The organism is Agrobacterium sp. CG160-95 (genome assembly GCF_053521725.1).
This window is the reverse complement of the sequence record NZ_JBNWDU010000003.1, coordinates 583,971-598,241: the sequence shown is the minus strand read 5'-3', so window position 1 is coordinate 598,241 and position 14,271 is coordinate 583,971. Positions and strand designations below refer to the sequence as shown.

At 56.4% G+C, this 14,271-nt stretch carries 12 protein-coding genes; 10 read left to right on the top strand and 2 right to left on the bottom strand.

Annotated elements, in window-relative coordinates; all coding sequences use genetic code 11:
• Nucleotides 1-42 precede the first annotated feature (42 nt).
• Complete coding sequence (locus tag ACQZ63_RS14050) at nucleotides 43-1,638, bottom strand: peptide ABC transporter substrate-binding protein (protein WP_003518320.1); 1,596 nt, start codon at nucleotides 1,636-1,638, stop codon at nucleotides 43-45.
• A 597-nt stretch (nucleotides 1,639-2,235) separates the two neighbouring features.
• Here ACQZ63_RS14050 and ACQZ63_RS14045 point away from each other — a divergent pair.
• The 5 genes from ACQZ63_RS14045 (at nucleotide 2,236) to ACQZ63_RS14025 (ending at nucleotide 8,448) form a co-directional block, all read left to right on the top strand.
• Nucleotides 2,236-4,179: a methyl-accepting chemotaxis protein gene (locus ACQZ63_RS14045; RefSeq protein ID WP_038494799.1), complete on the top strand. Its 1,944-nt coding sequence runs from the start codon at nucleotides 2,236-2,238 to the stop codon at nucleotides 4,177-4,179.
• Between the two features lie 309 nt (nucleotides 4,180-4,488).
• Complete coding sequence (locus tag ACQZ63_RS14040) at nucleotides 4,489-5,169, top strand: DUF2161 domain-containing phosphodiesterase (RefSeq protein WP_019566847.1); 681 nt, start codon at nucleotides 4,489-4,491, stop codon at nucleotides 5,167-5,169.
• Nucleotides 5,170-5,328: 159 nt separating this feature from the next.
• A complete protein-coding gene (locus tag ACQZ63_RS14035; RefSeq protein WP_019566848.1) occupies nucleotides 5,329-7,281 on the top strand; it encodes a putative bifunctional diguanylate cyclase/phosphodiesterase in 1,953 nt (650 codons plus the stop codon).
• Nucleotides 7,282-7,888: 607 nt separating this feature from the next.
• Complete coding sequence (locus tag ACQZ63_RS14030; RefSeq protein ID WP_025595135.1) at nucleotides 7,889-8,182, top strand: hypothetical protein; 294 nt, start codon at nucleotides 7,889-7,891, stop codon at nucleotides 8,180-8,182.
• Nucleotides 8,179-8,448, top strand: coding sequence for a DUF1488 family protein (locus tag ACQZ63_RS14025; protein ID WP_013762208.1), 270 nt, complete (start codon nucleotides 8,179-8,181; stop codon nucleotides 8,446-8,448). Before ACQZ63_RS14030 ends, ACQZ63_RS14025 begins: the two co-directional genes overlap by 4 nt.
• Nucleotides 8,449-8,559: 111 nt before the next feature.
• Here ACQZ63_RS14025 and ACQZ63_RS14020 read toward each other — a convergent pair whose 3' ends face one another.
• On the bottom strand, nucleotides 8,560-8,847 hold the full coding sequence (locus ACQZ63_RS14020) for a hypothetical protein (protein WP_019566850.1): 288 nt from the start codon (nucleotides 8,845-8,847) through the stop codon (nucleotides 8,560-8,562).
• A 527-nt stretch (nucleotides 8,848-9,374) separates the two neighbouring features.
• On the opposite strand from ACQZ63_RS14020, the gene ACQZ63_RS14015 reads away from it, so the two are divergent.
• Genes ACQZ63_RS14015 through ACQZ63_RS13995 form a run of 5 tightly spaced genes read left to right on the top strand, consistent with a single transcriptional unit; the run spans nucleotide 9,375 to nucleotide 14,268 of the window.
• Complete coding sequence (locus tag ACQZ63_RS14015) at nucleotides 9,375-10,400, top strand: LacI family DNA-binding transcriptional regulator (RefSeq protein WP_013762211.1); 1,026 nt, start codon at nucleotides 9,375-9,377, stop codon at nucleotides 10,398-10,400.
• Between the two features lie 35 nt (nucleotides 10,401-10,435).
• Entirely contained in the window at nucleotides 10,436-11,389 is a 954-nt protein-coding gene (locus ACQZ63_RS14010; protein ID WP_019566852.1) for an ABC transporter substrate-binding protein, read from the top strand.
• A complete protein-coding gene (locus tag ACQZ63_RS14005; RefSeq protein WP_013762213.1) occupies nucleotides 11,386-12,195 on the top strand; it encodes an ATP-binding cassette domain-containing protein in 810 nt (269 codons plus the stop codon). Before ACQZ63_RS14010 ends, ACQZ63_RS14005 begins: the two co-directional genes overlap by 4 nt.
• Complete coding sequence (locus ACQZ63_RS14000; protein ID WP_003518264.1) at nucleotides 12,192-13,196, top strand: ABC transporter permease; 1,005 nt, start codon at nucleotides 12,192-12,194, stop codon at nucleotides 13,194-13,196. The genes ACQZ63_RS14005 and ACQZ63_RS14000 overlap by 4 nt, the downstream gene beginning before the upstream one ends.
• Nucleotides 13,197-13,200: 4 nt before the next feature.
• Nucleotides 13,201-14,268, top strand: a complete 1,068-nt coding sequence (locus tag ACQZ63_RS13995) for a phosphotriesterase family protein (RefSeq protein WP_013762214.1) — start codon at nucleotides 13,201-13,203, stop codon at nucleotides 14,266-14,268.
• Nucleotides 14,269-14,271: the final 3 nt, after the last annotated feature.

The following is a 14,271-nucleotide window of genomic DNA, read 5'->3' as shown; positions in this document are numbered from 1 at the left end:
TCCGGCATGGCACGGTGGTTTCGGCCACCGTGCCAGCACTGCTTATTCGGAAACGCTCAGGAAGCGGCTGAGGTGTTCGTTAGCAGCATTGTCTTCCCAACCCTTCACGCGGTTGGAAACCAGCCAAAGGTCCGCCTGTGTGAGAAGCGGAGCAACCGGCTGTTCCTTCATGAGGATGGTTTCTGCCTCGTGCAACAGTTTGGAGCGAGCAGCAGGATCCTTTTCGTCATAGGACTTCTGCATCAGCGCATCATATTCGGCATTATTGAACTTCGAGTAGTTGAAGGTCTTGTTGGAGGATACCGAAAGGGCGAGGAAGTTTTCCGCATCCGCATAGTCGGCAACCCAGCCTGCACGCGCTACGTTGTACTTGCCGCCTTCCTGCAGGTAGCCGTAATGCGAGGCGACGTCGAGGTTCACCAGTGACACTTTGGCGCCAAAGGTATTTTTCCACATATCCGCAATAGCGGTGGCAACGCGCTCATGGTTCGGGTTTGTGTTGTAGCGAATTTCGACGGAAAGCGGCTTGCCGCCCTCGCCGTAACCGGCTTCCTTCATGAGTTTGACGGCTTCGTCTTCCCGATCGAGTTGCGACAGCGTCGCAAACTCTGCTTTCGCAGGCTCACCGTAGGAGTCCATGCCCGGAGGAACCATGGAGTAGGCGGGAACCTGCGAACCGCTGTAGATTTCCTTGGCGAGGAAATCGCGGTCGACTGCCATGGACAGGGCTTGACGGACGCGGACATCGTTATACGGCGCTTCACGCGTGTCGAAGGTATAGTAATAGGTCGCAAGCGTCGGCGAAACGTGAACCTGTTCGCCATAGGCCTTGCGCAGACGGTCGATCTGGTCCGCGGAAAAGTTGTAGGCGAGGTCCATTTCCTTGGCTTCGAAACGACGAACGGATGCGGCCTGGTCGTCGATCGGGTAGAAGATGACCTTATCGATCTTGGTGTTCGATGCGTCCCAGAAGTTGGTGTTCTTGACCACCGTCAAGCTGTCATTGGGAACATGCGCTTCAAGCTTGTAAGCACCGTTCGAGACCATGACGCCCGGCTTTACGAAGTTGGTTCCGTTCTTGTCAAAGCTTGCCTTCGAGATCGGCAGAGCTGTCTGGTGGGCAAGGAGTTCAAGGAAGAACGGTGTTGAGCGCTCGAGTGTGATCTCAAGGGTCTTGTCATCCACGGCCTTGACGCCAAGCTGGTCAACCGAAGTTTCGCCCTTGTTTATCTTCTCGGCGTTCTTGATCGGATAGAGAATATTCGCATATTTTGCTGCGGTCTTCGGGTCTTCGACGCGCTGATAGGAGAAAACAAAATCTCCAGCCGTTACCGGAGTGCCATCCGACCACTTCGCATCTGCACGCAGTTTGAACGTGTAGACGGTACCATCCTCAGACAGCGTCCAGCTTTCCGCCGTACCGGGAACGATCTTGCCGGCAGCATCGTAAATGGTGAGACCTTCATAAAGGTCTTTGAGGATAAAGGCTTCGATATTGATCGAGGTCTGTGCCTGATCTAGCGTCTGAGGCTCCCCGGAATTGCCGCGGTGAAGAACTGTTTCTGCAAGTGCGGAACTTGCGCCAATCAGAAGCGATCCTACCAGCAGCGTGGCGCGAGTTGTTGTTTTTATCGACATAATTTCCCTCCCGTGAAGAGTGTGAGTCTACAAACAAGGCCAAATTGCTCCGAAGGGCAACCACAATAAATTGTGAGTTTATGCATACACCGTGACTGCTGATCGAACAGAATAAGGGCAAAGCCATGGCCCGCACGCTGGACATTGCCTCGCGTGACGCGACCTCCGGGACGGTTAAATCGATGCGGGAAGCCGCCGGCCCTATCGATATCCTCGTGAAAATACCGATGCCGCCAGCATCAAGCAGTGCTGAAACGGCGAGGATAATCTTCTCTTTCGAGTCCGGCTCGCGAAAGCGCGCAGCCCGTCGAAAAGCAAAGCCCGAGTAAGTTTACGGCATCATACATGTCATCGTTTGCATATGCCGGGTAACACTTCATTTAGTAATTTTGTGAAATCTAAAATACGCAGGTTCCAAAGTTTCATCGGCGGGGCTGGTAGAACGAGTGGATCCAACGCGCCCAGCCTTTGGCGGCCCGGAGCGGATATCCGCTTGTCGCCCTATGAGGAGGGGCACAGCTACCCGCGATGTTCCATTGTTTGTTTCCCTGGCTTCCTGCGCGGACAGCTGGAGGAGCGCTTGCCCTGAGGCTATTCATGTCTTTCCTGAAGAATACCAAAATAAAAACAAAGGTCTTATTCGTCATATCAGTGATGAGTTTGATGTCGCTTTCCGGAATCAGCTACGTCAGCTTGCAGTATAAAAATACCGACAATGTTTACAGCGATTTCATCGCCAATGAGGCGCTTGCTGCGGTGCTGAACGCCCGAACCAGCGGCAATCTCAATGCACTCGGCATGCAGATGCTTCGCGCCAGCCTCAATGACTCGACCAGCAGTGATTTCGAGGCCGCTGTCAAAACATTCAAGGCCGACCGGAAGCAACTGGAAGAACGGCAGAATAAAATCATGCAGCTGGTGCCGGCCCGGACGGATGCCGCTCGTGATATCCTCAAGGGCGTTGCCGAGGTTGAGGAAATCGGCAATCAGGTCATCGCTCTCATGGAGGCGGGAAAAAATGCTGAAGCTCAGCAGATGGCGCTTAACGTCCTTCGAAAAATAACCGAAGTCTCACCGAAAATCAGTGCGGGGAACGAGCAACTGATCCAGGTGATGAACGATGGGAGAGAGCGCCTCACGGCCAGCACCAACACGACAATCTGGACCGCTCTGGTCAGCATAGCACTCGTTTCCCTGGCACTGATCGCGCTCGGCCTGCTTATTTCCTCGCGTGGCATTACCACCCCGATTGCGCGGCTTCGTGAGCGGATGGGGTCGTTGGCGGCAGGCGATACAGCCAGCGAAATCGAAGGTATGGACCGCAAGGATGAAGTCGGCCAGATGGCCGCTGCTGTTCAGGCATTTCGCGAGAACGCCATCGAGCGCCTCCGGCTTGAGAATGAAACGGAAAACCATCGGTCGTCTTCAGAGCAGGACCGGATAGAGCGCGAGAAACAGAAGGCGAAAGAAGCTGCCGACGTGCAATTCGCCGTCGACAACCTTGCTGCTGCCCTTTCGAAGATCGCTCAGGGCGACGTTACTTACCGGATCGCTCAGCCGTTCGTGTCCAGCCTTGACGGTATTCGCGGCGACTTCAACAGGGCAGCGGAACAGCTGCAATCGACTCTGAACCAGGTGGCGCAGAACGCGCGCGGCATCGACTCCGGCGCGAACGAGATCAGGGCCGCAGCCGACGATCTGGCCAAGCGTACGGAACAGCAGGCAGCGGCCGTCGAGGAGACAGCTGCTGCACTGGAAGAGATCACCACGACGGTGAAAGACTCGACCAAACGGGCGCAAGAAGCGGGCCACTTTGTCAGTCGCGCAAAAGTGGGCGCGGAACAGTCGGGAGAAGTGGTGCAAAAAGCTGTCACGGCAATGGAGCAAATTGCTTCATCCGCTGATGAGATTTCCAACATTATCGGCGTGATCGACGAGATTGCTTTCCAGACCAACCTTCTGGCGCTGAATGCAGGCGTGGAAGCTGCCCGTGCCGGTGAGGCGGGCAAGGGATTTGCGGTTGTTGCCCAAGAGGTTCGCGAACTGGCACAGCGTTCCGCCGGTGCCGCCAAGGAGATCAAGAATCTCATTACGACATCGAACAGTCAGGTTCAGCAGGGTGTGCAACTGGTTGGCGAAACGGGCAAGGCACTCGAACTGATCGTCACGGAAGTACAGGAAATCAACCGTCACGTGATGGCGATCGCGGAATCGGCACAGGAGCAATCCTCTGGTCTCCAGCAGATCAATACGGCTGTGAACCAGATGGACCAGGACACCCAGAAGAACGCTGCCATGGTGGAAGAAAGCACGGCGGCAAGCCACGGGCTTGCACGCGAGGCTTCGTCGCTCAACCAATTGCTCGCTCGGTTCAAGTTGTCAGAAGGTGGTTACAGCGACATCTCCGCACCGGTTCGCGCAGCCTCGTCCGCCGACAGGCCTGCAGTTTCTCCTGCGCGTGCACTCGGCGGAAAGATTAAAGCTGCGTTCTCCGGCAATGCTGCGCTGAACACATCGCCGGATAACTGGGAAGAGTTTTGATAAATGCGCGTCTTTCACGCCTGACGTCTGATGAGAGACTGAAAGCATTGTTTTAAAAAACTTGCACCGGCGATTGGACTCTGATCGCCGGTGTCTTGCCGATCGCACATCGAATCCGTGACGATTTTTGATCGTATCTCCCCTAAAAAGCGTCCGCTCTGGGGAGAAGTGCCAGTTGATCATTCCGGTACTATTGGCGATTGCCCGCATCACCGACAACTTGCAACCGCATTGGTGGTTATAGCGGTTGTTCTGCGCAGGCGGATCGATATATCTAGGGCCTGGTTCGTCAATTTAATCTGCGGGTACATGGAAACTTCGCTTTATCTACCCGTCAAAAGTTTCCTCGAGGAAGCGGGCTACACTGTCAAAGGCGAGGTTGGCAGTTGCGACCTCGTGGGCTTGAGCGATAACGATCCGCCTGTTGTCGTCATCTGCGAGCTGAAACTGAGCTTCAATCTGGAGCTTATTTTGCAGGCGGTTGATCGCGCGGCTATGGCAGACGAGGTCTGGATTGCGGCACGGGTCTCAGCCAAGGGCAAGGGCCGCGAGGCTGACAAACGTTACCGCGACCTCTGCCGCAGGCTCGGGATCGGCATGCTCGGCATTTCCGATGTTGGCGACGTCAGCGTTATCGTCAGTTCCATATCACCGATGCCGCGAACCAATCCGAAACGGCGTTCGCGATTGATACGTGAACACAAGAGGCGACGCGGAGATCCGGCGGTGGGTGGAAGCACTCGCGCACCAATCATGACCGCGTACCGCCAACAGGCACTCGGCTGCGCTTTGGCGTTGGCATCAGGGCCGCTGCGCGTGCGTCAGGTCAGATCCAGCATACCGGATGCCGGGAAGATTTTGCTTGCAAACGTCTATGGCTGGTTTGAACGTCTGGATAGAGGCGTCTATGGCTTGACCCCTGCCGGACAGGAGGCGCTGCAGCGATGGCCGCAACAAGAAACGCCGGCAACGATCGTCGTACTCAGCTGATTTCTATTCAGCAATAGAGCTTATTTGCCGCAGATTATGTAAAAACATGACTGCACACCTTGGAGTTGATTTCATTTCCTCTTGATTTACCTTGTGTATTTCCGATGATGTAACACGGACTTGATAAATAACCGACTCTGTACTCGATGAGTCGTGCAAATGAACATACTTGGCGCCAAACAGAAATTGCTGTATTTTATGTCTGTCCGGTCCGACAATCCGGACCTGCTGAAAGCGCAATATCGCGCTTTCACGCGGCAGATGCCGATGATGTATTTCATACTGATTTCAAGTACATGGGCGCTGGCTACTACACATCTGCAACTGGCGCCGTTTTGGCTCACCATTGGAATTCCCGCTTTTTTCACACTCGGCTGCACCGTCAGGGTTGCATTCTGGTGGAGAACCCGCGGTATCGATCCCCCGCCGAAGGTGGCCCATGCAGCGCTTCAGCGCACAAATCGCCTGGCAGCCGGTATCGCCATTATATTCACGCTCTGGTCTTTTTTGCTGGTGCCCTATGGGGACGCCTATACGCAGTCTCATGTCGCCTTCTACATGGCGATTACCGTTATCTCCTGCATCTTCTGTCTGATGTATGTGCGTTCGGCCGCCTTCATGGTCACGGCCATCGTCAACGGCGCCTTCATCATCTTCTTTTTGGCCTCAAGGCAACCGACATTCATCGCCATTGCCATCAATGTCCTTCTGGTCTGCGCTGGCATGATGTCCATCCTGTTGACCAACTACCGCAATTTCGAGCGCATGATTGTTTCGCAGCAGCGCACGGAAGCGCTGAACAATGAGAACCTGCTGCTTGCCAATATCGACAGCCTGACGGAACTGCCCAACCGCCGCGCCTTTTTCGCCCATCTCGAAGCCGAAATCGAAAAAGCAAGGGTGGCGGGAACGCGACTGGCGCTTGGCGTTATCGATCTTGATGGGTTCAAGCCCGTCAACGACCTTTACGGCCATTCCGTGGGCGACAGGCTGCTCGTCAACGTTAGCAAACGTCTCACCGAAACTCTGACGACCAGCAAGGCATTCCGCCTTGGGGGAGATGAGTTTGCGATCGTTGCACCAATCATACCCGATGATGCGCAACTCGTCGTAAATGCGAACTTGATCTCGGAACGGTTGAGGGCGCCCTATCATCTGCCCGAGGGAACGGTGCATGTCGCTGCTTCCATGGGGATAGCCGTATTTCCGTGCCTCGCTTTGACGCTTGAGCAACTTTTCGACCGCGCGGACTATGCGTTGTATCACGCCAAGAAAACCCGGCGCGGCGATGCCGTCCTCTTCGATGCGGAGCATGAAAAGCAGATCAATATCGAAGCCCGTATCGAACATCTGCTCAAGCAGAAAGAGATAGAAAACGAGCTTTCAGTCGTGTTCCAACCGATCGTCGACATACGCGATGGAAGAGCTGCGGGCTTTGAAGCACTGGCGCGCTGGCACAGCCCGGTCCTTGGGCATGTCCCGCCTGCCCAGTTCTTCGCCATTGCCGAGCGGGCCGGTATCGTCAGCTCGCTGACACGGCCTCTTCTTCGAGCCGCTCTCGTTTCCGCATCGGCATGGGAGCCATCCCTTAGACTGTCCTTCAACCTCTCCGCCCATGACCTCAATTCCTGCGAAGGCGTGCTGTCATTGATCGGCATCATCGAAAACAGCGGCTTCGACGCAACACGTATTGACCTAGAGATTACCGAAACGGCCTTTGCGCATGATTTCGAACAGGTCAGGCAGTCGGTCGAAATGCTGCGGCGGCTCGGTTGCGGCATTTCGCTTGACGATTTCGGCACCGGTTATTCCAGCCTGACACGGCTGCACGCTCTTCCCCTCACCAAGATCAAGATTGACCGCAGCTTCGTTACGGATCTGCACGAAAAGCCAGCCAGCTACAAAATCGTGAAATCGCTGCTCACGCTCAGCCGCGACATGGGGTTGGAATGCGTGGTGGAAGGGGTCGAAACACGGGAGGAACTCGCGGCGCTTGAAGGTCTCGGTGCTACGTTGGTGCAGGGTTATATCTATGCGGCACCGCTACGAGAACAGGATGTCCGTGAGTTTCTTTCCGGACAGGAAAAAAAGCGCATGATCCTGTCAGCCTAAAGTAGCCTGGGTTTTTCGGGCCCGATTTGCCGGCTGCGATGCCTGCCTGCTGATGTTGATCCGGGGAAGGACAGGAAAACAGGGCTCGGCTACCTCTATTATGGCGTAGAAATGCGTGCTTTGAATAGACGTGTTTGCTTTGTCTGCCCGGCAGGTTTTAGCGTCCGCCTTGTTTTCCGCGCAATCCAGGCGCAGTATAGGCTTCGTTGTGCTGGCAGCACGGCTCCCCGGTGTCAGAGAGGCACCGCCTCTTCTTCGTTGTCCTTTAGTGAATGTTTGCGCTGACGGTGCCGTATTTCTTTGCGGTAATCACCGAGATGTCACCTGTTGCGTCACGAGCATGCAGGTTGACGGGGGACTACGCTGCCATCAGTTGCACAACGCAAACCATCTGCATTTCTCCAGTGCCATTTCATGGCGTCTGGTCGTTTCGCTCCTGGATTTTCTTGGTACCGCCCGGACACGACGCCGCATCTGGTTCTTAGGGATGTCTGGCTCAAGCACCACTCCGATCGATAGGGACTTTCGACCGAGAGACAGGAACGCAGCAGTTGCAATGTAGAATAAAACCGGCTCCACGCGGATCAAAGCCGCGCTGAAGCCTCGGATAAAAGGCAAGACCATGAATAGTTATAACGACCAAAGACGCCAGGCGCTCAGGATCGAAGTTTGGGAGAACGAAGGCGGGACTTCCGTTGCCGATACGGTTGACTCCCAATATGGAAGAAGGATCGAGAGGGACCAAACCTGGACCATATATCATGTATTCACCGGTGTGCCGGTACGGGTGGGTGGCCGCAGGCTGACCGAACTCAGCATATCGGAAGCAACCGATGGCATGCTTTCACTCAATCGTCGCAACGTTTTGCGAAGGGAAGAACGCAGCAGGTGTGAAGCATGACACTGGCTTTCCCCAACTCGGCCCGCAGTTTTGACGACGTGCGTAAAGCTGTGCGGTTTTTCGGCCATGACGGCATGTTCGAAATCCGGTTTTTTGTCGAAGCTGCTGCACTCGCCAAGGGCGGCGTGCATGCAACAGGCATGTCGGAAGCCCAATGCCTTTCGTCTTTTGACGCAATGCGCACGCCGATCTACGAGGCTGCCAAGAAGGTGTATGCCAAGTACCGGCGCAATTTGAACGTCCTGACGACTTCCGACTTCGGCTAGAGCACATCCTGTTTAAACAAAATTGTCTGACGTGCTCTCGCTATTTGTTTTTACGCATTTTCCGGGCGTAAAACTGTTACGCACTTTAGGAAATGCGCGACCATTGCGGGATCATGGAATGGCGCGCGGGCCGACGTCTGCGGTTGCGACGTCGCGAGCCAATGCATCATCGATTTCAGTTGGTGACACCTGAAGGAACTGGCGGCGGTTCATGGCGACAGCGATCGCGGGAATCTCTAGATGGGTTCCCACGCGGCGATACGCCGTGAAGCTGAGGCCCTCTATCAATTCCTCGTCTATGACCAGGCGATAAGTGCCCGCTCCCAAGGGTTCCGAAAGGGCCTCCAGACGGAACGGATGCGTGAATGTGATTTCGGTCTCTGTGGTTCTTTCGATCATGTCCAACACCGCTTTCCGTTGCGTTAAAACCTGCACAGTTACAGCCGGTTATCGCAACTATGCGCCGATCAGGATGTAAACGATCAGCGCCACACTTGCCGCAGACAAGACGTAGCCAGCTAGCGTTGCGAGATTCTGTTTTGTCGGTTGGTGGAATATGGAAGACATGGCGTCCTCCTTTGTCGGGGCCAGGGTATTCAACCCTTAAACAGCAGCGCCCGTACTACAGCTGCTGGAACAAACACAGTGGACCCGTTTCACTCGTTTAGCAATGAAACAATCCTGATAATCAGAGGTGCTGATCGAAGACACCTCTATGTGAAGGCGAGGAGCGCCGTCACTCTTCCTGCGATGGCCTTTGTCCGTCGGAAGGCCGCAAAAGTCTCCGATATGCCAAAATTCGAATGCCTCACCAAATGATCTTGACAGGGGGCAAGTTTTGGATTTCCTTGTAAACCGGTTTAGTAAATCGCTTTACAAGCCTATCAAGAGGCCAAAGGCCCACGGGAACAGGAACGGGAAGAATGATGGCGCCAAATCGTGCGACCAGTCTGAAGGATGTTGCCCGCACCGCGGGTGTTTCCGTCGCCACGGTGTCGCGGCTGCTCAACGGCTCGCTGGAATTGCCTGCGGACACGAAGGCCCGCATCGAAGACGCAATTCGCCAGCTCAACTATGTTCCTAACCCGCATGCCCGGCGTCTGAGCCGTGGGCGCTCCGATACGATCGGTCTCGTCGTTCCCGATATCGGCAACCCGTTCTTCGGCATGCTGGTTGCAGCAGTGGAAGAGGAGGCAGACAGACGCGGTCTTGCCGTATCGCTTTTCGCAACGTTGAACCGGCCGGGACGCGAACTGTCCTATCTGCGGCTTCTTGCCCGCAACCATGTCGACGGGCTGGTCTTCGTTACCAACCACCCCGATACGGACGAGCTTGCCGAGCTTATCAGCGCCACCGGCAAAGTCGTTGTGGTCGATGAAGACGTCAGTGGGGCATCCGTGCCGAAGCTGTTCTGTGACAATGAACAGGGCGGCCGCCTGGCCGGCGAACACCTTGCTGGATATGGCCACGAACGCGTGCTTTATGTCGGCGGCCCGGCAGAGATGCTCAGCACGCAGCGGCGTTTCCTTGGGTTGGAGGCAGCGTTGCGGACACATTGCGGCTCCGAGCCGTCGATCATGCGTTATTGCGGCGACTATACTGCGGAGTTCGGTCGCGAGGCGGCCTTGCGTTTTCTTTCCGAAGGCCGTCCCGCCACGGCAATTTTCGCCAGCTCCGACGAAATCGCCATCGGGATGATTGAAGTCTTGCGGGCGCAGGGTGTGCGCATTCCGCAGGACGTATCGATGATCGGCTTCGACGATGTCGGCCCGCTGCATCTGTTCGATCCGCCGCTTACCGCCATTCGCCAGCCGGTCAGGGCCATTGGCCAGCGCGCCCTGTCGTTGCTCGCCGAAACCAATTGGGAACAGGAAACTCCGGCCCATCCGGAAGAGCTGCTTCCCGTAGAAATCGTCGTGCGGAGCTCCGTTGCGCCGCCGTCGAAACAATAATTGCGACGGACAAAACCAACAGAGGAAGAACGCAAATGACAATAATCAAACGCAGATATTTCTCCGCAGCCCTTGCCGCCACCGTTCTGGCCGGGGCGACGCTTTCCGCCGGCATTGCCGGTGCCGCGGAAAAGACGATAGCCCTCGTGCAGATCAACCAGCAGGCCATCTTTTTCAACGACATGAACAAGGGTGCGGAAAAGGCGGCAAAGGAAGCGGGCGTCAAGCTCGTCATCTTCAATGCCAATAACGATCCGGCAGCGCAAAACAGCGCCATCGAGACCTATATCCAGCAGAAGGTCGATGGGATTGCGGTCGTCGCCATCGATGTCAACGGCATCATGCCTGCGGTAAAGCAGGCCGCCGAAGCGAACATCCCAGTGGTCGCTATCGACGCAATATTGCCCGAAGGGCCTCAGAAGGCACAGATTGGCGTCGACAATGCCAAGGCTGGCGCCGACATGGGCAAGTTCTTCGTCGACTATGTGAAGTCAGACATGGGCGGCAAGGCCAAGATCGGCGTCGTCGGGGCCCTCAACTCTTTCATCCAGAATATCCGTCAGAAGGGCTTTGAGGACACGCTCAAGGATCAGCCCGGCATCACGGCGGCTGGCGTCGTTGACGGACAGAACGTGCAGGATACGGCTCTTTCCGCGGCGGAAAACCTCATAACTGGCAATCCGGATATGACCGCAATCTACGCAACGGGTGAACCGGCCCTTCTCGGCGCCGTCGCTGCCGTCGAAAGCCAGAGCAAGCAGAAGGACATCAAGGTCTTCGGCTGGGATCTGACCAAGCAGGCGATCGCTGGCATCGACGCCGGTTATGTCGCGGGTGTCATCCAGCAGGACCCGGCGGCCATGGGTGCTGCGGCCGTCAAGGCGCTGAAGACTGTTTCTGATGGTGGCAGTGTCGAAAAGACGATTGCCGTGCCCGTGACCATCGTTACCAAGGCCAATGTCGAGCCCTACCGGGCGGTCTTCAAATGATCGCCGGCGGACAGCACCCAACCGCTGTCACCGGCGCTGGGGGAGATATTCTCCCCCAGCATCTCTCCGGTGCGGCGCAAGAACCGCGCGTCTCGCTTCGCGGTATCGTAAAAACCTTCGGTTCACATCAGGCGCTGCGCGGCGTCGATCTCGACATCTATCCCGGTGAATGCCTGGGCCTTGTCGGTGACAACGCGGCTGGAAAATCGACGCTGACGAAGGTTATTTCCGGAACCTACATTCCAGATGAAGGATCCATTACGCTCGAAGGGGAAGAGGTCCGTTTCTCCGGTCCCGCCGATGCGCGCAATCGCAATATCGAGATGGTCTTTCAGGATTTGAGCCTCTGTGACCATATAGACGTGATCGGCAACCTGTTTCTTGGGCGCGAGATCACCAAGGGTCCGTTCCTCGACCGGCAGACGATGTTGGCCGAGGCCCGCAAGATGCTCGACGCGCTGGAAATCCGTATTCCAAGGTTGACGGCCAAGGTGGAAAAACTCTCCGGCGGACAGCGGCAGGCAATCGCAATCGCCCGTGCCGCGTCCTTCAATCCCAAGGTCCTGATCATGGACGAACCCACTTCGGCGCTTGCCGTGGCAGAGGTGGAGGCCGTTCTGGCGTTGATCAACCGGGTCAAGGCCAAGGGCGTGTCCGTCATCCTCATCACTCATCGTCTTCAGGATCTGTTCCGCGTGTGTGATCGCATCGCCGTCATGTACGAGGGAACGAAGGTCGCCGAACGGCAGATCAACGAAACCAGCCTCGAAGACCTCGTCAAACTGATCGTGGGAGGTCGCCATTGACCGTCTACACTGAACGCGCCAAGGGCTCACCCGTCGCCGATTTCATCGCCGAAAACGCGCAGGTCTTGTCCATAACGGCCTTTTTCATCGCCTGCATGCTGTTCTTTGCCGTAAGCACGGATACGTTCCTAACGGCAGGCAACCTGCTGAACGTCGTGCGTCAGGCCGCTCCCATCCTCATCGTTTCCGTCGCCATGACGCTTGTCATCATCACCGGCGGCATCGACCTGTCGGTCGGCTCCATGGTTGCGCTGATCAACGCCGTCGGTGCCATCCTCATGGCGGCGGGCTATCCCTGGCCTCTGGTGCTGGTCGCCATGCTCATGCTCGGAGCCGTGCTTGGTCTCTTGCAGGGCTGGTTCATTGCCTATCAGGGCATTCCGGCCTTCATCGTTACGCTCGCAGGCTTGTCCATCCTTCGAGGGGTCGCACTCTATATCACCCAAGGGTATTCGGTGCCTATTCCGGATGCGCCCGGCTTCTTTTTTCTCGGTCGCGGAGACCTGTTCGGTTTCCCGGTGCCGGCGCTGATCGGTATCCTCATCACTGTCGTGGCCTATGTGGTCATTTCGTCCACCCGCTACGGACGCCGGGTCGTGGCGGTAGGCTCCAATCTGGAGGCTGCGCGTCGTGTGGGTATGCCGGCAAAATGGATCCTTGCATCGGTCTATCTGGTGGCAGGCGTGGCATCCGCAATCGCTGGGCTGCTGATCGCGTCACGCCTCGGCTCGGGTTCCTCCAATGCTGCTGTCGGCTTTGAGCTGCAAGTCGTGGCAGCGGTTGTGCTTGGCGGTACATCGTTGATGGGCGGACGCGGAACCATTCTCGGCTCCGTGCTTGGCACCATGACCATTGCCGTGATCGGCAACGGGCTGATCCTGATGCATATTTCGCCCTTTTTCACACAGATTGTCACGGGCGCGATCATTCTTGCCGCTATCTGGCTCAACACACGCATCTTCACCACCAACTTCCGCTTGGGTTCCAGAAAAAAGGGTTGAGGCCATGGTGGATGAACTCTCGAAAGGCCATATTCGCTCCGGCAATTTCATGACGGTTGCCGGTCCCGTCCCGGTGGAAAAGCTCGGCGTGACGTTGATGCACGAGCATATTCTCAACGATTGCCGCTGCTGGTGGCACGCACCGAAAACGCCGGAGCGGCAATATCTGGCGGAGGGCTTGGTCTGCCAGGAAATCCTCGGCGAACTTCGCCAGGATCCCTTCGTCAACAAGCACAACATCACGCTGGATGATGAGCCGCTTGCGATTAAAGAACTGCATGAATTCGCCGCTCAGGGCGGCCATACAGTGGTGGAGCCGACCTGCCAGGGTATCGGCAGAAATCCGCTTGCCCTCAGGCGGATATCCGAGGCGACCGGGCTCAACATCGTGATGGGGGCGGGTTATTATCTGGCCTCCTCCCATCCTGAGAAAGTGGCAGCGCTCAGCATCGACGACATCGCCAATGAAATCGTTCACGAGGCGCTTCAGGGCGTCGACGGAACCGGCGTGAAAATCGGTCTGATCGGAGAGATCGGTGTGTCCTCGGACTTCACCCCCGAGGAGCAAAAATCGCTGCGGGGTGCGGCGAGGGCGCAGGCCCGTACAGGTTTGCCCCTCATGGTGCATCTTCCGGGCTGGTTAAGGCTGGGTCACAGGGTTCTCGATGTAGTCGAGCAGGAAGGCGCGGATGTCAGTCACACCGTTCTGTGTCACATGAACCCGTCGCATGATGACCTTGGCTATCAGGGAGAACTTGCCGGCCGCGGTGCCTTCATCGAATACGACATGATCGGCATGGATTTCTTCTATGCCGATCAGCAGGTCCAATGCCCGAGTGACGACGAAGCGGCCAAAGCCATCGTCCAGCTGGTGGAGCGCGGATATCTGGACCGCATCCTGCTTTCCCACGATGTTTTCCTGAAGATGATGCTGACGCGGTATGGCGGCAATGGTTACGCCTATATCCTCAAGCATTTCCTGCCGCGATTGAAGCGGCATGGTCTGGATGACCTCACCTTGCAAATCCTCATGCGGGATAACCCGCGCTCGGTCTTCCAGGCGAAGACGTGACGA